The sequence below is a fragment of the Pseudomonas kribbensis genome, from assembly GCF_003352185.1.
Lineage (GTDB): Bacteria > Pseudomonadota > Gammaproteobacteria > Pseudomonadales > Pseudomonadaceae > Aquipseudomonas > Aquipseudomonas kribbensis.
Window position 1 is genome coordinate 2,336,865 of the sequence record NZ_CP029608.1, and the last position, 19,483, is coordinate 2,356,347.

At 55.5% G+C, this 19,483-nt stretch carries 18 protein-coding genes; 5 read left to right on the forward strand and 13 right to left on the reverse strand.

The window, feature by feature from the left end:
* Positions 1-36 precede the first annotated feature (36 nt).
* The 4 genes from DLD99_RS10795 to DLD99_RS10810 all read left to right on the forward strand — a co-directional run bounded on the left by DLD99_RS10795 (position 37) and on the right by DLD99_RS10810 (position 4,899).
* On the forward strand, positions 37-690 hold the full coding sequence (locus DLD99_RS10795) for an ABC transporter ATP-binding protein (protein ID WP_114882170.1): 654 nt from the start codon (positions 37-39) through the stop codon (positions 688-690).
* The gene (locus DLD99_RS10800; RefSeq protein WP_114882171.1) at positions 687-3,158 is read left to right on the forward strand and encodes an ABC transporter permease; all 2,472 of its coding nucleotides are present in this window, start codon (positions 687-689) and stop codon (positions 3,156-3,158) included. Before DLD99_RS10795 ends, DLD99_RS10800 begins: the two co-directional genes overlap by 4 nt.
* Positions 3,148-4,215, forward strand: coding sequence for a lipocalin-like domain-containing protein (locus DLD99_RS10805; protein WP_114882172.1), 1,068 nt, complete (start codon positions 3,148-3,150; stop codon positions 4,213-4,215). The genes DLD99_RS10800 and DLD99_RS10805 overlap by 11 nt, the downstream gene beginning before the upstream one ends.
* Before the next feature lie 105 nt (positions 4,216-4,320).
* Positions 4,321-4,899 (forward strand): hypothetical protein, encoded by a 579-nt coding sequence (locus DLD99_RS10810; RefSeq protein ID WP_114882173.1) that lies wholly within the window; start codon positions 4,321-4,323, stop codon positions 4,897-4,899.
* A gap of 328 nt (positions 4,900-5,227) precedes the next feature.
* Here the strand turns inward: DLD99_RS10810 and DLD99_RS10815 are convergent, their stop codons facing one another.
* Positions 5,228-6,049, reverse strand: coding sequence for a glycosyltransferase (locus tag DLD99_RS10815; RefSeq protein WP_114882174.1), 822 nt, complete (start codon positions 6,047-6,049; stop codon positions 5,228-5,230).
* Positions 6,050-6,292: 243 nt separating this feature from the next.
* Between DLD99_RS10815 and DLD99_RS10820 the strand changes: the two genes are divergently transcribed.
* Positions 6,293-7,114 (forward strand): VanW family protein, encoded by an 822-nt coding sequence (locus tag DLD99_RS10820; protein ID WP_114886640.1) that lies wholly within the window; start codon positions 6,293-6,295, stop codon positions 7,112-7,114.
* A gap of 49 nt (positions 7,115-7,163) precedes the next feature.
* Here DLD99_RS10820 and DLD99_RS10825 read toward each other — a convergent pair whose 3' ends face one another.
* The 12 genes from DLD99_RS10825 to DLD99_RS10875 all read right to left on the reverse strand — a co-directional run bounded on the left by DLD99_RS10825 (position 7,164) and on the right by DLD99_RS10875 (position 19,376).
* On the reverse strand, positions 7,164-7,595 hold the full coding sequence (locus DLD99_RS10825) for a hypothetical protein (protein ID WP_114882175.1): 432 nt from the start codon (positions 7,593-7,595) through the stop codon (positions 7,164-7,166).
* Complete coding sequence (locus DLD99_RS29095; protein WP_162803472.1) at positions 7,579-8,013, reverse strand: hypothetical protein; 435 nt, start codon at positions 8,011-8,013, stop codon at positions 7,579-7,581. The genes DLD99_RS10825 and DLD99_RS29095 overlap by 17 nt, the downstream gene beginning before the upstream one ends.
* 64 nt (positions 8,014-8,077) lie before the next feature.
* Positions 8,078-8,422, reverse strand: coding sequence for a hypothetical protein (locus DLD99_RS10830; RefSeq protein WP_114882176.1), 345 nt, complete (start codon positions 8,420-8,422; stop codon positions 8,078-8,080).
* Positions 8,423-8,742: 320 nt separating this feature from the next.
* Entirely contained in the window at positions 8,743-8,901 is a 159-nt protein-coding gene (locus tag DLD99_RS29380) for a hypothetical protein (RefSeq protein WP_244220787.1), read from the reverse strand.
* A 52-nt stretch (positions 8,902-8,953) separates the two neighbouring features.
* Positions 8,954-9,313 (reverse strand): hypothetical protein, encoded by a 360-nt coding sequence (locus tag DLD99_RS10840; RefSeq protein WP_114882177.1) that lies wholly within the window; start codon positions 9,311-9,313, stop codon positions 8,954-8,956.
* 53 nt (positions 9,314-9,366) lie between these two features.
* Positions 9,367-9,879 carry a hypothetical protein gene (locus DLD99_RS10845; protein WP_244220788.1) on the reverse strand — a complete coding sequence of 171 codons (513 nt, stop codon included), beginning with the start codon at positions 9,877-9,879 and terminating at the stop codon, positions 9,367-9,369.
* 75 nt (positions 9,880-9,954) lie between these two features.
* Positions 9,955-10,350, reverse strand: coding sequence for a hypothetical protein (locus DLD99_RS10850; protein WP_114882179.1), 396 nt, complete (start codon positions 10,348-10,350; stop codon positions 9,955-9,957).
* 169 nt (positions 10,351-10,519) lie between these two features.
* Complete coding sequence (locus DLD99_RS10855; RefSeq protein ID WP_114882180.1) at positions 10,520-11,140, reverse strand: hypothetical protein; 621 nt, start codon at positions 11,138-11,140, stop codon at positions 10,520-10,522.
* A complete protein-coding gene (locus DLD99_RS29625) occupies positions 11,137-15,957 on the reverse strand; it encodes an RHS repeat-associated core domain-containing protein (protein WP_425273007.1) in 4,821 nt (1,606 codons plus the stop codon). Before DLD99_RS29625 ends, DLD99_RS10855 begins: the two co-directional genes overlap by 4 nt.
* The gene (locus DLD99_RS10865; RefSeq protein ID WP_114882181.1) at positions 15,954-16,697 is read right to left on the reverse strand and encodes a DUF4123 domain-containing protein; all 744 of its coding nucleotides are present in this window, start codon (positions 16,695-16,697) and stop codon (positions 15,954-15,956) included. Before DLD99_RS10865 ends, DLD99_RS29625 begins: the two co-directional genes overlap by 4 nt.
* The gene (locus DLD99_RS10870; RefSeq protein ID WP_114882182.1) at positions 16,687-18,729 is read right to left on the reverse strand and encodes a type VI secretion system Vgr family protein; all 2,043 of its coding nucleotides are present in this window, start codon (positions 18,727-18,729) and stop codon (positions 16,687-16,689) included. Before DLD99_RS10870 ends, DLD99_RS10865 begins: the two co-directional genes overlap by 11 nt.
* 131 nt (positions 18,730-18,860) lie before the next feature.
* Entirely contained in the window at positions 18,861-19,376 is a 516-nt protein-coding gene (locus tag DLD99_RS10875) for an Hcp family type VI secretion system effector (RefSeq protein ID WP_007949952.1), read from the reverse strand.
* Positions 19,377-19,483 lie beyond the last annotated feature (107 nt).

The following is a 19,483-nucleotide window of genomic DNA, read 5'->3' on the forward strand; positions in this document are numbered from 1 at the left end:
CTATCCTTGCCCCACACGCAACGATCGGATGGCGGCATGCTGCAGGTTCAAAACGTCTTCAAGAGTTATCTCACCCCGCAAGGTCCGTTGCCCGTATTGCAAGGCATCGACCTGACGCTCAAGCCCGGCAGCAGTCTGGCGCTGATGGGCGAGTCGGGCAGCGGCAAGAGCACGCTGCTGCACCTGATCGCCGGCCTGGATAAAGTCGACAGCGGCAGCATCCACAGCGGCGAACATCGACTCGACGCAATGAGCGAAGCGCAACTGGCCAACTGGCGGCGCACGGAAATCGGTCTGGTGTTCCAGCAGTACAACCTGATCGGCAGCCTGCGCATCGAAGACAACCTGGCGTTTCAGGCGCGACTTGCCGGGCGCCATGACCCGCGCTGGCAGAACCATCTGGTGCAGCGTCTTGGCCTGAGCGATCTGCTCAAGCGTTATCCCGAACAACTCTCCGGCGGCCAGCAGCAACGGGTTGCGCTCGGACGGGCGTTGGCGTCGCGGCCCAAATTGTTGCTGGCTGACGAACCCACCGGCAGCCTCGACGAAACGACCAGCGACGAGGTGCTGCGCCTGTTGTTGGAATTGCTCGACGACACGCCGACCACCTTGCTGATGGTTACCCACAGTCAGCGCGTGGCCGCGCGCCTGGCGGAGCGGGTGGTGTTGTCCAATGGTCGACTGACGTGAGGGTTTTCCGGCAAACGCTGATCGCCTTGCTCAGTCACTGGCGGCGGCATCCGGTGCAGTTCTTCAGCGTGCTCACCGGGTTGTGGCTGGCCACCAGTCTGTTGACCGGTGTCGAGGCGCTCAACAGTCAGGCGCGGGACAGTTACGCCCGCGCCAGCCAGATGATCGGCGGCGAACCCCAGGCCAGCCTGAGTGCGCCGAATGGCGCGACGTTTTCCCAGCAATGGTTTGTCGATCTGCGCCGTCAGGGCTGGCCGGTTTCACCGGTGCTGCAGGGCCGTTTGATCCTCAAGGGTCATGAGTCCCAACACCTGCAATTGATGGGCATCGAGCCAGTGTCGCTGCCGGCCGACAGTGCGGTGGCCGGGCAGGCGATGCCGATCGAGCGCATCGTCGAATTTTTCACTCCGCCGGGCAGCACCTGGATTTCCCCCGACACCTTGCAAGCGCTGAATCTGACCGAGGGCGCCACGCCACAAACCGAAACCGGCCAGACATTGCCGCCGCTTCTGGCACAAAAGGACATGGCGCCCGGCGTGCTGCTGGTGGACATCGGTGTCGCTCAACGTGTGCTCGAACAACCCGATCAACTCTCGCGGCTGCTGATGCCCAAGGATTTTCACGCTAACGTGCCGGCGGCGTTCAAAGGCCAGTTGCAGCTCAAGAGCAGCGGCGAAGAAAACAATCTGGCGCGCCTGACCGAAAGCTTTCACCTCAACCTTGATGCCCTGGGATTTCTCTCGTTTGTCGTTGGCCTGTTCATCGTGCACGCCGCCATCGGCCTCGCACTGGAACAGCGACGCGGACTGCTGCGCACGTTGCGCGCCTGCGGTGTCAGTGCGCGAATGCTGATCGCTTGCCTGATCGTCGAACTCGGAGCGCTGGCGCTGATCGGCGGACTGTTGGGTGTCGTCAGCGGCTACTGGCTGGCGAGCGTGCTGCTGCCGGATGTCGCCGCCAGCCTGCGCGGGTTGTACGGCGCGGAAGTGGCGGGGCAGTTGCGGCTTAGTCCCTGGTGGTGGTTCAGCGGTATCGGCCTGAGCCTGCTCGGCGCATTGCTGGCCGGGGCCAACAGTCTGCTGCGGGCGGCGCGGCTGCCGTTGCTGGCGGTGGCCGATCCGCAAGCCTGGCATGAACAACATGCGCGCTGGTTGCGCCGGCAGGGCTGGGTGGCCGGTGTGTTTGCCGCGATAGCGTTGATTGCGCTGGTGCTGGGCGACAGTCTCGCCAGCGGATTTGTGTTGATGGCCGGGTTGTTGCTCGGCGCTGCACTGGCACTGCCGGTGGTGCTCAGTGCGCTGTTGAACGGTTTGCTCGGGCGCCGTCGTTCGGTGCTGGGGCAGTGGTTTCTCGCCGACTGCCGACAGCAATTGCCGGCACTGAGTCTGGCATTGATGGCGTTGCTGCTGGCGATGGCGGCCAACATCGGCGCCGGCAGCATGACCGCCGGTTTCCGCCAGACCTTCAACGACTGGCTCGAACAACGGCTCACCGCCGAGCTCTATCTGAACCCGAGCAACCCGGCCCAGGCCCGCGAGCTGTACAGCTGGCTCAAGCAACAGCCTAGCGTCACGGCGATCCTGCCCAACTGGCAGGTTTCGGTGACGCTGCAAGGCTGGCCGACGGAGGTGTTCGGCATCATCGACCATCCGCACTATCGCCAGCACTGGCCGCTGCTCGAAGCCCGGGGCAACGATCCTTGGGCTTTGCTGGCCACGGATGATGCGGTGATGCTCAGCGAGCAACTCGCGCGCCGGCTCAAGGTGCGGCCGGGGGATCACCTGACGATTCCGACGCCGGGCCTGTCGTGGTCGCCGCGCATCGTCGGGATCTACGCCGACTACGGCAATCCCAAGGGCCATGTGCTGGTCAACAGCAATCATCTGCTGCGCAGTTGGCCGCAGTTGACGCCGAATCGCTTCAATTTGCGGATCGAGCCGACAAAGATTCCGGCATTGCTCAGCGCCTTGCAGGCACGCTTTCAGCTCGATGACAGCCGCATCGTCGATCAGGCGCGACTCAAGGGCTGGTCGGTGCAGGTTTTTGAGCGGACCTTTGCCGCGACGGCCGCGCTCAACAGCCTGACGCTGGCGGTTGCCGGTGTGGCCTTGTTCATCAGCCTGCTGACCCAGAGCCAGAGTCGCCTCGGCCAATTGGCGCCGTTGTGGGCCTTGGGTGTGACGCGGCGGCAATTGATGCTGCTCAACCTTGGCCAGACCTGGTTGCTGGCGGTGCTGACGCTGGTGTTGGCGTTGCCGTTGGGCATCGGGCTGGCGTGGTGTCTGGATGCGGTGATCAACGTGCAGGCCTTTGGCTGGCGCCTGCCGTTGCGGGTGTTTCCGTTGCAGTTGCTGCAACTGACCGGGCTGGCGCTGCTGGCGACGCTACTGGCCTCGGCGTGGCCGCTGTATTCGCTGTACCGCACGCAACCGGCGGACTTGCTGAGGACGTTTGCCCATGAGGATTAACTTCGCCGTGGTGTGCCTGGCGCTGTTGCTCAGTGGCTGCGACAACCCGGCGCCGGAACAGAAAGGTTTCGCCGGGATGGGCACTCAGGCGCAGGCCTTTACGCCGGTGGTGCCGGGGCGGGTGTTCAGCTTTCCGGCGGATCATGGTGCCCATGAAGGTTTTCGTATCGAGTGGTGGTATGTCACGGCCAACCTCAAGGATGCCCAGGGCAATGATTTCGGTGTGCAGTGGACGTTGTTTCGCAGCGCATTGAACGCCTCGCCGGAGCAACCGGGCTGGGCCAATCAAACGATCTGGCTCGGGCATGCGGCGGTGACCTCGGCCAGCGTCCATCACGCCGCCGAACGTTACGCCCGTGGCGGCGTCGGGCAGGCCGGGGTTCGTGTGGCGCCGTTCGAGGCGTGGATCGATGACTGGCGCTTCGTCAGTCAGGCGAGCGATCCGCTGGGCGACATGCAGCTCAGCGCAAAGGACAAAAACTTCAGCTACCAACTGCGCCTGATTTCCAGCCGTCCGCTGGTGCTGCAAGGTGATCACGGTTTCAGTCAGAAATCCGAGCAGGGTCAGGCGTCGTATTACTACAGCCAGCCGTTTTTCCAGGCCAGCGGCACCCTGCAAATCGACGGCAAGACCTACACCGTCAATGGCCCGGCCTGGCTCGACCGCGAATGGAGCAGCCAGCCACTGACCGCTAATCAGACGGGTTGGGACTGGTTCTCCCTGCACCTTGATGACGGCGCGCACGTCATGCTCTACCGCATGCGCCAGAAGGAGGGCGCGCCGTACCTCACCGGCACCTGGATTGGCGCCGATGGCCAGACTGAAACGCTGCACGCCGGGCAGATCAAACTGACGCCGCAGGACGCCGCGAAGGTCGCTGGCCGTTCGATGCCGGTGCGCTGGTCGATCGGTATTCCGGAAAAGAACCTGCAGATCACCCTCGATGCAATCAACCCCAATGCCTGGATGGGGTTGCGCATCCCTTACTGGGAAGGGCCTGTGCGGTTGAGCGGCAGTCAGGGCGGGCGCGGTTATCTGGAGATGACCGGCTACTGATTCACCCTGTGCCAAGAGCGACGGCGGATCAGCGTCTATGCTCCTTGGCACGCACGGCGCCGAATGCGCCGTGTGCTGCCATCCATCACAGGGAACGTACCGCTTATGAAGCTTCAATCACTGTCGCACGCCATTGCCCTCGCCACTGTCCTGTCCGCCTCCACGGCGTTCGCGGCCGATATTCCTTTGTCGGCGACTGTCGAGAAGGATCAGGTCACCACCAAAGTCCTGGCGGTTGATCCGGCCAATCATCAGGTTGTCCTTGAAGGCGAAGAAGGTCGCCAGGTGCATGTCCAGCTCAGCGACAAGGCGAAAAACCTCGCCAACCTGAAGGTTGGCGACAAGGTCGACATTCAAGTCACCCGTTCCGTGGCGGCTTTCCTGGACACCGACGTGGATAAAGGTCTGCCTGGCTCCACCGAACGTACCGGTGAGCTGCGCAACGCCGTGGGCAGCAGCAACCCTGGCGGCGAGGCATTCCGCCAGATCCAGGTACAACTGAAAATCACCAAAATTGATTTGAAGAAAAACCAGGTCACCCTGGAAAATCCTTCGGGCCAGTCGAAAACCCTCAATGTCGAAAAGCCTGAAATCCAAGCCAAACTCAAAGATCTGAAAATCGGGCAGAGTGTCGTGGTCACTTACACCGATGTATTAAAAGTGACCAGTGAACATGAAAGCTGAGTATTAACTCTACAGGCTGACTGTTCTTGTACAAGTAGTTGTATGAGAACAGTCATATAAAATGAACGGATCCGATAATTCTGAAAGTTTCTCGGGAAATATCGATGATCAATATCCGTTAACGTTTTAGTACATAAAATTCATCCTCAATTAGCACGACATATCCGCCAACTTCCATTAAAATCCTTCCCGTTCGCCCAGTGTCAGGGCTCTTTACCGGTGCATGGATTGCCAGGCCATTACACTGGGCGGACACCTCCTCCGGAGAGAGGACTAAAGAATTCGGATAAAAAAAGGGCGACTGTGAAGTCGCCCTTTTTTATTGTTCTCAGGATTTCGCCGGCCGCATGCCTTGCTGCATCTGAATACGTTTGAGTGTTTGCTGGTACATGGTGGTCCGGCGGTGGTTCTTGGCATAGCCACCGGCGGCGGCCACGGTGCCGGCCTGGATGTGATCCAGGTAGCGGAAGATCGTCCGCGGCGAAAGGAATCTGATGCCGTAGCCAAGGCTGCTTAATCGATCCTGCAGCGTGTATCCCGGGACCCGGTCGTCCATCGAGAAATGCAGGCCATGAGCCTTGATCAACCGTGCATTCCACAAGGTGCAGAAGCTTTTCAGGTGGGTTTCCCGGTAGGGTTTGGGTTCCCGGGAGCGCAAGCCCAACTGCAATTTCGCCCGCCGGAAATAGTGTTTGAAATAACGCGAAGACAAGCGCCAGGTGTCTCTTAAAACACCCCGGTCAAGCTGTTCGACACAACCGACCGCTGCTGTATCCAAAGATTGCATGCACTCTTTCATCATCATTGAAAAGACAGTGCTGTCGAATACGAAAGTATCGGTGTGCAGTAAAAACAGGTAATCGGTTTCAACCTTTGCAAGTGCCAGATCGAGTGCCTTGCCGTGAGCAATATGCCCGGCTTCTTTGCAAGGGGAAGGGCGCTCGATCAAGTTGATCCAGTCCAGAGAGCGCAAGTAAGCCAGGCTTTCGTCGGCAGAATCGTTGTCCACCACCCACACCGGAACCTGATGTTCCTTGACGTATTCCTGAAGAAACTCCAGGCACATCCGGGTTATTTCCGGGGTTTTGTAATTGACCAATACAAGACTGAACGCGGGCTGTTGTGCCGAGGGGAAATCAAACTCTCTCATGATCCAGGCTCACATCGAAATGAATGGCTTTGTGTGCGGCGAACAACGCTCGCACCCGCTGCTTTGTGGCCCGGATGGTAGGGACGCAACCTTAGTTGAAGCTTAATTTTGAAACGCTCGGCGTCGGCCGACTTGTAACGGCTTGCGACGCCTGCGCGAGCAGCGCACACGGCGATATTCCAAGGTAAGATGCGCCGCCCTTTTCAGATCAAGGAAGACAACGGCCCGCGCCGTTCGCCACGGATGAAACCACTTTCCCTCTACCACCCGGCCCTCTACTGGCTGCGCGTGTGGCAAAAAAGACTGTTCCGCCACATCGCCTGGCACTGCTCGAGCAAACGCTACGCACGACCTGCCGCAACGTCTGAGCGCTTGCCGTATCGCTACCTCAAACACACCTCAAAACTGATCCGCAAACTCGGCGACTCCGACCTGGCGCTGCAACACAACAAAGTCATCAACCTCAAACTCGCCGTCGCCGCCATCGACGGCGTCACCATCGCCCCCGGCGAATATTTCTCCTTCTGCCGCCTCGTCGGCCGCCCGACCCGCAAACGCGGCTACGTCGAAGGCATGGAACTGTCCTTCGGCCAGGCCCGCACCGGCATCGGCGGCGGCATCTGCCAACTCAGCAACCTCATCCACTGGATGGCCATTCACTCACCCCTGGTCGTCATCGAACGCGCCAACCACAGCTTCGACCCCTTCCCGGACGACGGCCGCGTCCTGCCATTCGGCTCCGGCGCGGCGATCTTTTACAACTACATCGACCTGGTGCTGCGCAACCCGACGGATCGCAGCTTTCAGCTGAAGCTGAAGGTGGGGGAGACGCAACTGGAAGGGGAGTTGTTGAGTGATCGGGAGCGGGAGTTTCGGTATCACGTGTTTGAGTTGGGGCATCGGTTTGTGCGGGAGGGGGAGCGGGTGTATCGGGAGAATGAGATTTGGCGGGAGGTGAGGGAGAAGGGACAGGTGGGGGCGTTGGTGGAGAGGGAGAGGTTGTATGGGAATCGGGTGGTGGTTAAGTATGAGGTGGGGGAACAAGTTATTGAAAGGCAGCAGTAGGTTGCGTTTTTTGTCTTAGGGTTTCCAGCGTGCGATGGAAATAACGCAATTACAGGTTTCTGTAGGGATATGTTTCGCCGCATAGGTGAAACGTATCGTCCAAATAATAAACTCCGGAAACCGAGTTTATTACCACTTCTAGCTTTCCCTTTGATGGGAATAGCAAATAGAGCAGCTCAAAGAATAAATAGTCCTTGATGAGGATTACCGCTACGTCTGGGTGGTTTCTTATCAGGGTTGAAAGTGGTGGGTAATTGCAATCTCGTAATTCGGGGATGTCGGCGTAGCCTTGTTTGTTATCGTCTTGTATGCATTCGGCGATGAATGCATTTGTCAGCTCGTGGAATCGCTCGGGCAGTTCGTGAATTTTTATTGATAAAGTATATTTTTTGACATTGTTGAAGAGAGGTTCACCGAAGCCAAGGCTGCGGTAGGTTACAGAGGTTGGGTCAATGATGTCGTTTTCAGATTTGAAGATCATGATTTTTAATCGCTGGAGGGAATGAAGTCGATGCTGTATGTACGCAATCGTGGTCGTCTACATAAATTAAGAAGCTAAGGGCTGTATTAGTTATCCAGAATGGAAAGCCAGTCGTCTCTGAAAGCAATATTTTCAAATCGGATGATGACTGAAGCGTCCAGGCATGGATTTGGTTGTCGAGCACGATTAATGTTGGTTTCTCAGAAGGGCATAGAAGGTCGACCTTTTTCCAAAAGTCTGGGTCGTGTTGTTTTATTACGAATTTTAGATTGAAAGGGTCAAGGGTGTTTGTGTTGGAGTAAAGGAAGCAGGTTTTTACGTCTGAAATTATTTTTTCTAATTCATCTTCTTTGTGTCTCTGGTTTTTTAGATGATTTGTTTCGAGTGCTGATGTGATTTCTTTTTCCAAGTAGCCCATCGAGGTATTCCTATTTTTTATAGAAAAAATAGATCAGTTCCATTTGGTTGGGAGGGCAGCATTTTTAAGCTTCAAGCATGAAGCGTTCAATCTGTTCGATAAAATCTTCTTTGCTTTTTGTTCTGTATTGTCCTAATGGTAGCTCAGAGTTTTTGATCGGTTTTCCTTTGTTGTCGTACTTGATTGTCAGGAATTCAATGATAAAGTCCCCGTCAGGATCTCCCTCTGGCTCAAGTCTTGAGTCAAAGCAATGACCAGTAGTTCGTCGGACACCACCCAGTAAAACTGAGTTACTAAACCACTCGACAGTCTCTGGGTTGAAATCAACCTCGAAAAAGTTGTTGATTGTGATAGTCCATCCGCTTGGGGCTCGAAGGGGATGGAGTTCGTATTTAAGCTTGGTTCTCATATTAGTTTGTCCTCTGTGACCTCTTTCGTTGAATTCAGTCTGGCGGGTGCTCGCAAGTCCATGGGGGCGTAAATAGCTCGGGGTTTAAATGAGTGAAAAGGGGACACCCATTATTAGTGAAAAGGGGACTGAAAAGGGGACAGATTTATTTTCTTTAACGAAAAATAAATCTGTCCCCTTTGGTTTTCTAAGGCTTCCAAAATTTGATTCCTTCCATATGACGCTCAATATCGTCCATGTCATCCTCTCCGAGGGTTGAATCAAATTTTGTAGTGATGATTTTTCTTACCTTCGCAAGTCTTTGAGTCACGTTCTCGTTGTCAATAAATTCGGTAGTTGCTTTTTTGGTAATCGTTGACGGGCTTGTCGCAATAGTAGCTTCCCATCTTGTGCAGCGAAATCAAGATAAATTCAATTTCTGCTAGAGCCTCAAGGGCATCCTCTCCATTGATTTCTATTGTTTGATTTTTTTCTAACATTGATCTCTCCGGAAGTGAGACGAGCGAAAAATAAATCTGTCCCTTTTGAGTATTATTTGTATTTGTCTTGCAATGCCTTCAGTGTGGCCCCGATATGCATATTTTCTGTAAGCTTTTGTGTTTGGCACCACTCGATGATGCATTCCACGGCCTCGTGGAAAGGCAGCGAAACGTGGCTCTCCATGAATTCAAATGCAATACCATCTTCTAGATACTCTGGAGTGTTATCTAGATCATCATCAGAACTGATGTATATCCCAGACATCTCAATTCCAAATCCTTGTGACTGGAGGAGGCTTTCCAGTGCTTTTGGAAGAAAGCTAGAGTTGTTCAGTGACGAGGAATTCAAGAGGTCAAGTAAACAATTGTGAATTATGCTTTTTTGACCCGTGGTCAGCGTATTCATAGTCATGACATCACTTCATTGACGGGTTTGAATTTGATTTCTTTTTTTCGATTTTATGGTTATAGCGGATATTCACAGCGCCATGGTGTAGTGAAAAGCTCTGGGTTGATATCGAGTTTTTCAAGTAGAGTGTTGATCTCATCCTCGGAGTTCATGGCTTCTATTTTTTCGATAGTAATATCGCGATCATCTATACCGTCGCTTGTTTCAAGTGTTTCGGTCGGGATTGTAAAAATTACAGCAGCGTATCGGGAGTTTTTTGATTGGTGGATGAAATCGTAGTATTGGTTTAGGTCGTTGGTGAAGGAGTATTTGTAAATGGCATGCACTGAAATCCATTTTCTTATTGATGGTTCTTCGGATTCTAGCTCTTGCGCAATGTTGTCGTAGCTTGTCCCGTCAAGCCCATGCCATACACTTCGTGGGATATGTTTTTGCGCTGTCATTTTTTTTCCTCGAACGTGTGGAAAAGGGGACAGATTTATTTTCTTTAACGAAAAAATAAATCTGTCCCCTTTTTTTCGTCCCCTTTTTTTCTCTGCGCTGCTTGAGAAAATAAATCTGAGAATCATCTGGCCGGCCTTCCCGCCTCACGGAGGTGGGGAGGCCGGCCAGATGATTCTCAGATTTGTCCATTCTTGTTGAGTTCAGTCTAGCGGGTACTCGCAGGTCCATGGGGGCGTAAATAGCTCGGGGTTTATGTTGTTTTCATAAAGAAAAGAGTTTATTTCTTCCTCTGTTTCCATGGTTTTGCACTTTGTGATTGTTGTGTCGTTGGCGCCAATGCTGTCTCTTGTTTTGAGAAAGTGGATTGGGAGAGTGAATTCTATAATGACGTATTTAGAGTTTTTTGCATCCTCTAGAAACTTGTAGTAACTCTCTCCAGGGTATCTGTTTTCAAAGTTTAAATGATAAGCAGCGTAGATTGCGATCCACTTTCTAAGTGACTCATCCTGCGAAGGTAGTTCCTGCGCAATCTCTGTATATGATTTTGCCTCCAAACCCCACCAAACTTTTCTAGGGATAGTCTTCTGGGTGCTCATTTTTGTCCTTCAAATTGGTTTGGCCAATAGATTCTTATAACTTCCCCTTTCACAGGGTGAAGCTGCAAATGTGGATGATCACCATGTGGGTCGCTAGTGAAAAGGGGACAGATTTATTTTCATCGACGAAAAATAAATGAATCTGCTCCCCGTTGTGATCGCGTGGTAATTATTTATTGTAAATTCGATAGCCAGCGTCAAAGTTGCTAATTGTATGAGTGTTGCTATATGTGGGGTCGAATAGGCCTGTGAGAGGTGGTTGAGTAGGTCTTTCTCTTGAATTTAAATTTTCTAAAGATTTTTGAAGCTCGGGGTAGCTTTCTATGTATGTGTAGTCTGATGAGTTAAATTCAAGTGTTATAGTATTGGGTGAAATGAATGCGAAGTTAATTAAGAGCTCCGGAGTCGAAAAAAGTCTTCCGCTGATGTCGTAAATCTTATCTCCCGTATTTAATTTTTGGCCGTAGCGCTCGTGGATTAAATATCCGTGATCTTGGTTTAATAGTCGTAGTAGTTTTTCGTAGCCTTTTATTGACTCAAAGAAAATGCTGGCTTGTTTTATTATAAGGAAGCCGTCTTCGGTCATGTTCTCCAAAAATGTTGAATTCTGCCTGTTGATCGAGGCGATGACGGGCTCGTCGATCAAGTTAAGTACGAAGTTTGATAGCTTAAGGCGAAATTTTTCCTGAGGGTTTTCGATGGGGGGGATGCTGATATAGCTTATAATCCCGCCTGCGTTATCGGAGTCGATCGCGCCAAAGCACTCTGTGATATCAATTGAAAAAATCATTTTGCTCTCTCGATAATGAACCGATCAAGTGATTTGGATCCGATTTGCTCGCCTTCGATGGTCTTGAACCCCTTTGGATCAACTTTTGTTTGTGACACAATTTTAAGTCCGAGCTCTTCAATTCTTTTGAGTGATTTTTTTATATATTTGTTGGCGTAAGCACTGCCGGTGATGGTTATCTGTCCATTTTCAGATAGCACTCTTAGGATCTCCGGGTTTAAAGGGTCAAAGCCATAGGGATTGTCCATGTTGATGTGGCTCTGCGAACCAGATTTTATGCCTGACAAATCTGTGGCATTACCGGCATGTACTCCGGGTGTTTTGGGGTCAATGTCAATGTTGTAATAACCTTCAATTGGATTTGAGCCCGCACCAATATTAAGAGACCCATCAGTATTCGCTGGTTTGTCTAAGTATCTACCTAGATTATCTGGACACTGATGGAGCCCCAGAGGATCAACCCAGCCAGTAGGATTTGATACGTACTGGTAGTTATTCAACCCTCCCGCAAGCTTGATCGGATCCTGCGTCAAAAAACGCCCCGTCCCCGGATTGTAGTAGCGATGACGATTGTAGTGTAGGCCTGTCTCCGCATCGAAGTACTGACCCTGGAATCGCAACGGGTTATCGATTTCACTGACGTCCAGCGCAGCGAGGTTGCCGTACGCGCGGTAATTCGCGGACCACATGATCTCGCCACTGTAGTCAGTGAGTTCCTGGGGTGTGCCCAGATGATCGAGCTGGTAGTAGAACGGCGTTGCCTTGCGCGGGCCTTCGCCGTCAAGCATGGCCAGCGGACGGAAGCTGCCGGGTTCGTAGATGTAGGTGCGATAACGGTTGTCGCCGCTTTCGGCGATCAGGCGTTCGCCTTGCCACAAGAACTCTGTGGTGTGGCCGTCGACGGTTTTCTCGATTCGGCGACCAAAGGCGTCGTATTTGTAGGATGCAGTGCTGCCACCCGGCAGGCTGGCGCTAATCAAGCGGTGCTGGCAGTCGTAGCGATATTCGGTGACGAGTTTCTGGCCGGTTCCGCGACGTTCCCGGATCAGGTTGCCATAAGCGTCGTAATCGTAATGGCGGTCGCCCTGCATCATCAGGCGGTTGCCTTTGACGTTGGCGAGGTTGGCGGTGCCTTCGTTGTTCTGGCCGAGCAGGTTGCCGGCCGGGTCGTGGGCGAAGGTTTCCGGTGTCGCGCCACGTACGCTGGTCAATCGATCAAGCGGGTCGTAGTGGAAGCTGCGGTTGCCCTTGCGGCTGTCGTCGATGCCGGCGAGGTTGCCGTTTGCGTCGTAGTTATAGCGACGCTGGAAAAGGTTTTTCTCGCGTTGGCTGACGCTGTGCGCTTGCAGGCGGCCTTGTTCGTCATACTGGTATTGGCTGAGCAACAGGCCCTGCTGGCGTTGCTGTTCGCGACCGGCGCTGAATTGGTGGCTGGTCAGGCGTGAGCCGTTGAGGTCGATGCTGCTCAGGCGCCCACCTGACAGATGACGGTAGTCGAGTGTGCTGCCGTCGGGGAGGCGGCAGTGACTCAGTTGTCCGACGCTGTCGTATTCGTAGCGCGTGGTGCCCCAGCCCTGATGCTCGGTGATCAGGCGATCCTGCACGTCATATTCGTAGGCAAGCGGCCAGTGACCGTCGTCGACATTCACTAGACGGCCCAGAGCGTCGTAGCTGTAGTGAATCTCTTCGCCATCGGCGAGGGTTTTCACCAGCAGTCGTCCGGCAGCGTCACGCTGATACTCGGTGACCAGTTCGCTGCCGTCGTCGCCGAATTCGGTTTTCTTCAGCAATTGACCGTTGAGGTCGTATTCGTAAGCGGTGCGGCGGCCGTCGAAACCGGTTTCCTGCTGGATCAAGCCGTTCGAGTAGTAGTCGAGTTTGTAATGCTCGCCGCGTTCGTTTTCGATTTCAGTGAGCAGCAGGCCCGCGTTGTCGTATCGATAGCGTAACTGGCTGCCGTCGGGGTTGATGCGGCGGCTGACCAGATGCAGGTTGTCGGCGTATTCGTATCGGGTGATGCGGCCGAGCTCGTCGCGTTCGGCGGTGACGCGGCCGTACGGGTTGTAGGTGAAGGCCCGGGTGGCGCCGCCGGGGAGGGTGACCTGGGTCAGGCGGTCGACGGCGTCCCATTGATAATGGGTAATGGCGTCGAATTCGTCCTGCCGGGTGATCTGGCGTCCGAGTGCGTCGTAGCGATACTTGCGCTGACCACCGTCCGGAAGGCGTTCTTCCAGCAATTGGCCGAGATTGTTCCAGCCCAGTTGATGGCGGCTGCCATCGGGGTGACGAATTTCCAGCAGGCGGCCCTGGCGGTCGTAGCTGTAGTGGGTTTCGTTGCCCTGCGGGTCGATTTGCTGGGTGATGTCGCCTTGTCGATTGCGGTCGTATTGCCAACGGGCCTTGCCACGTTTGACTTCAATCAGTTGGCCATCGAAATAGTTGTAGTGGGTCGGTTCTTCTTCCGGCGGGATGACAGCCATCAATCGTCCGGCATCGCTGTATTGATACTCGGTGATGGCCCCCATTGGATCTTTTACAGCAACCAGACGTCCGTCATCGTCATAGGCATTTTGCGTTTCTGCACCATCGGCAGCGGTTTCGCTGATCAGGCGGGCATTTTCGTCGTGCACATAAACCTGTTCACTGCCATCTGCGTTGTGAACCGTCACCGTGCCTTTGTCATCCCACTCGTAGCGAGCTTCCAGTTGGGAATAGTTGGCCCAATGTCGTACGCAGCGGGAGAGCTTGCCTTCACGTTCCCATTCCCAGAAGAAACTGGCGCCACCGGCCAGTTGCCGCTCAAGAATGACGTGCTGATCGTTATAGCGGTAATGCTCGGTTTCGCCTGCAGCGTTGGATGCCGAGATTAATTGATTGCGAGCGTTGTAGCGATAGGTGACGAGGGTCTGAATGGTCAGCCACGGGTCCTGGCGCTCACCGCGCTCGTCATACTCGGAACGCTGTTGTTGCTGGTCCACGGCAACGATATGGCGGTCGTCGTAGCGCAACAGAAAGGAACGCCCCGCACCGTTATCGATGCGCTGGATTCGACCGACCAGGTCATAACTGACGTGCACCTGATTTCCGTACGAGTCACTGATCGTCGTCAGGCGGTCTGCGCGGAAATGATAAAAGCGCGGTTTTGCCCCTGCTTGGGTGAGGATCAGTTCACCCGGTGCCTCGCCCAGAAAAATGGCTGCTTGAGCCAGGCTGTTGGTGATGGCTGGCCGTTGTTCGGTCGGCATCGGGAAGCAGGTCTGACGGTTTTCGTTATCAGTCCACAGCACGCCTTCATCGTTGATTTGCAGACGATGGGACAGGGAATGGCTCCAGCCATGGCCGAGACGTCCGTCGATTTCAACCGCGCTGCTGCGGTAGAGGCGCGTCCATTCAATCGGCAGCAGACCACCCAATACACCGTCAGTGAGCGTCAGCAATTCCTCGCCGGTAACCATCGATACCGGTTCACCGTTGGTGCAGGTTTTATCGGCGCACTGAGCGGGTTTATCGGCCGGGTTCTTCGATTGATCGGGAGCGTTGTCTACCTTCTCCTGTTGTTGGGCGCGGGTGCTGTTTTCTTTCTTGCCGCGTGCATGAACCTGCGCATCCGTCTCCACGGCCCCACCCGAGACAGGCGGCTTTTTCTTCGGTGGTGTGGCGGTTTCTGCGGGTTTTGGAGGCGCGATTTCGATACTTGCCTTCCGCGCCTGATTGAGTGGCGAGTTGCCGTTGAGCATCAAGGGCTTTGCGGTATCGGCGTGGCCTGTCGCATTCTTTTTGCTGATTTTCATCAGCATCGAGGTGAAGTCTTCGATCAGCTTCATGACCTTGCCGCTGTTTCTTGCGGCATTCAGGCCTTTGGTGCCGATACGGACGGCCAGACCGATCCCGCCCGTCAAGACGATACCGATCAGGATGTTCAGCAGCACTTCCGTGGTCAGTTCCGACAAGACCTCAGTGCAGGTCTGCGGAGGCAGCATCTTGACCCACGCAACGATAGCCGCGACGTAGATCCACATGAGTGGCTCGTCACTGGCGATCAGCAGTGCTGTTTGGATGGCTTCTTTCGAAGCGTTATAGATCTTCTTTATCTGTTCTTCGGTGAAGAATTTTTTGAGCTTCTCGTAGTTTTCCCGAGGATGCGCAACCAGGTCGTAGAGGCTCTTGATGTCCCCCCACAGCCCCATGATTGCCTTGAGGAATCCTTTCCAGGCCGACTCCAGCTGTTGCAATGCCCGTCCACCCATGGATGCATTGGTGTGCGCTTGCCAGAGCGGCAGAAAATCGGTGGTCCACTCGGTTTGCAGCCAGCCGCTCAAATCCCCGATCACGCCTTGATAGGAGTTGAACAGGCTGTCGATCTGAGCCTTGGTGGGGTTGGGGAAGAAAGTGATTTCGTATTGTTGGTGTGGTTTGAGGCCTGTGACCTCCAGAATCCCGCTGGGTCCGATTTTGGCGTTGATCGCTTGACCGACTTCGTTCTTGCCGTAGAGCTTTCCATCCTCCACCGGCACCAGTCGCACCGGCGTATTGCCGATAGGGACAAAACGCGCAGATTCGAAACTGTGAACCAGCTTCAGTTTGCCGTTGGCAGGGCAATTGGCATAAAGGGTATTGGCCTTTTTACTGTCCTTGTCTGCGGTGCCGACTTCGTCACCGACCTTGAACTGCTGCTCTGCATCCAGAATGCCGCCGTACCAGGCTTCGGCATGCTCGCGATAATCCTTCAGGCACTTTTTGAAATCGCTGATGATGGCCTGAGCATCAGGCTGTTTTGCATTGAGATTGGCAACAATCTCACCCATCAAAATGCTCATACAGCCACCTCACTTTCCAGATGGGCCTTCAGCAGGCCGGTAAAATTTTCTTCCGTGAGTGGCGTGCGTTTTACGAAGCGCGCCACTTTCTTTTGCAGGTTCGATTCCGGGAACGAAAAGTACAGGTCGGCATGTTCGTCCAGCAGCCACTGCATCATGTTGCCGATCACGGTCGACGGGTTTTCGGCCATCAAGCTGTCCAGCAAATCTTTCGGCACCTCCCACCACGGCCAATCCCTCACCTTCGGCACCACCCTCGGTCCGACATCCAGACTGCGACCATTGATCAGATACCGCTCAAACACCGGCAGCACCTCCCCGGCTGTCTCACCCAACCCTTCAAGAATCGGATAGATATGCCGCCCATCCCAGAACCGGAAAAACACCTCGGTCCCGTCCGGCATCTTCACCTGAGTCAGGCTGCGCAGGTGTTCGAAGACTTCGTTGGGTTCGGAGCGGGAGACCGCCAGCCAGCCCCAGTCGAGGGCGTCGGTCTCGGTGATCCAGGGCAGGAAGGCCGAGTTGGCCTTGAGTTCGGCGACGTAAGGCATCACCGGTTGCCAGGTGGAGTAAGGCGTTCCGCCCCAGACGGGAATGGCCTGGACGGACGGTTCGCTCTGATACAAGGCCTTGAGCGCTTCGGCATCGCTCGCGGCGCTGATGACCAGATACAGACGTTCGTCTTTCTGCAACGGCTGTTGTGCCAGCCAATCCTTGGGTGTCAGTCGATTAGATGGCACAGGCACCTGCCTTACACTTCTCACACTCTTCACAAAACGGCGCATTACGCTTGAGCGTATTGATCTGCGCCGGCGTCAGCACAGCACCCGCCTTATCGGCATCGGCCTGTTTCAGCACGCCCGGCATCAACGGCGCCGCACCCGTTCCGCTCCCCGGCCCACCGCCGGAGTTGATGTTGATCGCCGGCCCGCTCATGGTCACGCCGCCGCCATCGATCTTGATGAAGCTGCCGCCACCGACCAGCGTCAGCTCAGCCCCGGCCTCCAGCACGACCTTCATCCCGCTGCTCAGGTGAATTTCCTGCCCCGCGTCGATGAATTGCCCGGTGCCTATCTTGATGTGCTGGTTCACGCCCACGGTGAGGTGGTCGTTGGCGCGGGCTTCGACTTTGCGGTCTTCGTAAACGGTGTGGTGTTCTTCGGCCTTGAATTCCGTGTAGCTGTTCTTTTCCACGACGTCGTGGCGTTCGTTGCCGACGCGGATTTTCTGGTCGTGTTCGATGTTTTCGTCCCAGTCGCGCTGGGCGTGGAGGAAGATCTGTTCCTGGCCTTTCTTGTCTTCGATGCGCAGTTCGTTGAAACCGCCGCCACCCATCGAACTCAGGGTCTTGAAGGTGGTGCGCGTCTTGTTCGCCGGCAGCGCGTAGGGGACGGTGTTTTCCTTGTGGTACAGGCAGCCGCTGATCAGCGGCTGGTCGGGGTCGCCTTCGAGGAAGGTGACCAGCACTTCCATGCCGATGCGCGGGATGGCGATGCCGCCGTACTGGGCGCCGGCCCAGGCGCTGGAGACGCGCAGCCAGCAACTGGTCTTGTCGTCGGCCAAGCCGTCGCGGTCCCAGTGGAACTGGACTTTGACGCGGCCGTATTCGTCGCAGTGGATTTCCTGGCCTTGCGGGCCGGTGACCACGGCGCTCTGGCTGCCGAGGATGCGCGGTTTCGGGTGGCGCAGGGGCGGGCGGTTTGGCACGTCCCATGGGGTGGCCTGGAAGCGGTTGCGGTAACCCTGATGGAAATCGTCCTTCAGCGCGGTGGTGTCACTGGTCACCGACTCTTCCAGCACTTGCGGCTGCTTGCCTTCGTGGTGGACTTCGGTGAGCAGCCAGAGGTCGTTCCACTTGGCCTTTGGGTGTTCTTTCAGCGCGAGGAAATGGCCGCTGACCAGCAATGGCTGGTCGCTCTTGCCTTCGGCGAGCTGGAAGTCGCTGCGGTGGCGTTCGAGGGCGCGTTTGGCCAGGTGTTTGCCACGCTCGCGGTCGACGAAACGGCCCGGGTAGTCGTAGTCCTCGAGGTCGGGCAGGGCGTCGCCGCGGTTTTCGCTTTCGAGCGTGATGCGCGGTTTTTCGAAGTCGTAGTCGCGGCGGGTGGTGCGGCTGGTGCGGGTTTCCAGGCGCAGGTCGAAGCGCTTGATCACCGGGTCGCTGGCGACCATGCCGGAGTCCTGCTGATAGGCCACCGGCGCGAGTTTGTGGAACACCGTCTGGTCATCGCCGAACACCAGTTTGTGGCCGGAAACGCTGTGCTGGAAGTGGTAGTGAATGCCTTCTTCTTCGCACAGGCGCTGGATGAAATGCAGGTCCGATTCGTCGTACTGCACGCAGTAGAGGCGCTCGGGGTAGATCGAACCGGTCTGGAATTCATAGGCGTTGCCCTGGATGCCATGTTCTTCGAGGACCTTGCCGATGATCTTCGGCACGCTGAGGTTCTGGAAGATCCGCTGGTTGATCCGGTGCGCCAGGTACGAAAGTTGCGGGCGCAGGGTCACGGAGTAGCGCGTCAGGCGCTTGCCGGAATCGCCTTGCGCGGCGCGGTCGATCAGGCCGTGGATGCCGCTGCCGTCGGGCGACAGCTGCAGGAAGGCCGGTTTGTGCAGCAGGGTTTCGAGGTCCAGCGACGGCTGCTCACTGACCAGCTCCACCTCGAAGGCAAACGGCTGGCTGATGGCTTCCCGACCGGTGAGGGTAAACACCTGGAAATCGGCGGAAAGCCCTTCGATGGTCAGGGCAAAGTGGGTTTCATTGGCCGGCGCGAACATCCCTTGTTCCTCGTGCTGTACAGCGGCGCGCGTTGATGACCGCCAGGCGGATCAACGTGCGCGAAATTCTGGAGGGGCGTAAACAACATCGACCAGCAGAGCTGGCCGATGCTTGAAACGATCAGCCGTAATTAAACGACTGGAGCACGCCAGTCATCGGAACCCGAAGTACCGGATACTTCGTGGGTCCAGGTGATTTTGCGGTAGGTGAACTGCACTTCTTCCAGGTGGGTGAAGTGCGCGTTGCCTGGATCCTGGCAGTTGTGCATTTTGTTGTTGATGGCGACGATGATCGCGTCTTCCAGTTTGGTGGTGTAGTAGTGCTCTTGGGTGCCTTGAGCCGAAGTGCGGTACCACTGGATAACGATTTCGCTCATGCGCTCGCCCGAGGTCAGAGCGGCTTGCAGCAGAGGCGAAGCCTTGTCGTAGACCTTGGTGATCACAACTGGCTTGTGCACGCGCTGACCGGTTGGCTGACCGGATTGCGGGTCACGCGGGATGATCACGTCGTGGGTGAAAGCCTGAACCATGACCTGGTCTTCGTGGCCTTCCTGGTAGGTGTTGCCAACGGAGTCGGCAGTGAAGGCGCCGGCAGTGATCAGGCCTTGTTTTTCGCCGGTAACCGACATGTACGCTGGTGTTGCCATGGGAGGTGCTCCTTGCGGATAAAGTTAGGGTGCCCGGGAGGCGAAATCGCCCGGTGGGTGCCTGACTGTTATCAAAGAGCGTGCCAGTTTTTCAGAAGCCTTGTAGA

What these genes read in the sequence shown, in the direction of transcription:
- DLD99_RS10795 (WP_114882170.1), top strand. Translation starts at nt 37, where the DNA reads ATGCTGCAGGTTCAAAACGTCTTCAAGAGTTATCTCACCCCGCAAGGT.
- DLD99_RS10805 (WP_114882172.1), top strand. Translation starts at nt 3,148, where the DNA reads ATGAGGATTAACTTCGCCGTGGTGTGCCTGGCGCTGTTGCTCAGTGGC.
- DLD99_RS10810 (WP_114882173.1), top strand. Translation starts at nt 4,321, where the DNA reads ATGAAGCTTCAATCACTGTCGCACGCCATTGCCCTCGCCACTGTCCTG.
- DLD99_RS10815 (WP_114882174.1), bottom strand. Translation starts at nt 6,049, where the DNA reads ATGAGAGAGTTTGATTTCCCCTCGGCACAACAGCCCGCGTTCAGTCTT.
- DLD99_RS10820 (WP_114886640.1), top strand. Translation starts at nt 6,293, where the DNA reads ATGAAACCACTTTCCCTCTACCACCCGGCCCTCTACTGGCTGCGCGTG.
- DLD99_RS10825 (WP_114882175.1), bottom strand. Translation starts at nt 7,595, where the DNA reads ATGATCTTCAAATCTGAAAACGACATCATTGACCCAACCTCTGTAACC.
- DLD99_RS29095 (WP_162803472.1), bottom strand. Translation starts at nt 8,013, where the DNA reads ATGGGCTACTTGGAAAAAGAAATCACATCAGCACTCGAAACAAATCAT.
- DLD99_RS10830 (WP_114882176.1), bottom strand. Translation starts at nt 8,422, where the DNA reads ATGAGAACCAAGCTTAAATACGAACTCCATCCCCTTCGAGCCCCAAGC.
- DLD99_RS29380 (WP_244220787.1), bottom strand. Translation starts at nt 8,901, where the DNA reads ATGTTAGAAAAAAATCAAACAATAGAAATCAATGGAGAGGATGCCCTT.
- DLD99_RS10840 (WP_114882177.1), bottom strand. Translation starts at nt 9,313, where the DNA reads ATGACTATGAATACGCTGACCACGGGTCAAAAAAGCATAATTCACAAT.
- DLD99_RS10845 (WP_244220788.1), bottom strand. Translation starts at nt 9,879, where the DNA reads ATGATTCTCAGATTTATTTTCTCAAGCAGCGCAGAGAAAAAAAGGGGA.
- DLD99_RS10850 (WP_114882179.1), bottom strand. Translation starts at nt 10,350, where the DNA reads ATGAGCACCCAGAAGACTATCCCTAGAAAAGTTTGGTGGGGTTTGGAG.
- DLD99_RS10855 (WP_114882180.1), bottom strand. Translation starts at nt 11,140, where the DNA reads ATGATTTTTTCAATTGATATCACAGAGTGCTTTGGCGCGATCGACTCC.
- DLD99_RS29625 (WP_425273007.1), bottom strand. Translation starts at nt 15,957, where the DNA reads ATGAGCATTTTGATGGGTGAGATTGTTGCCAATCTCAATGCAAAACAG.
- DLD99_RS10870 (WP_114882182.1), bottom strand. Translation starts at nt 18,729, where the DNA reads ATGTTCGCGCCGGCCAATGAAACCCACTTTGCCCTGACCATCGAAGGG.
- DLD99_RS10875 (WP_007949952.1), bottom strand. Translation starts at nt 19,376, where the DNA reads ATGGCAACACCAGCGTACATGTCGGTTACCGGCGAAAAACAAGGCCTG.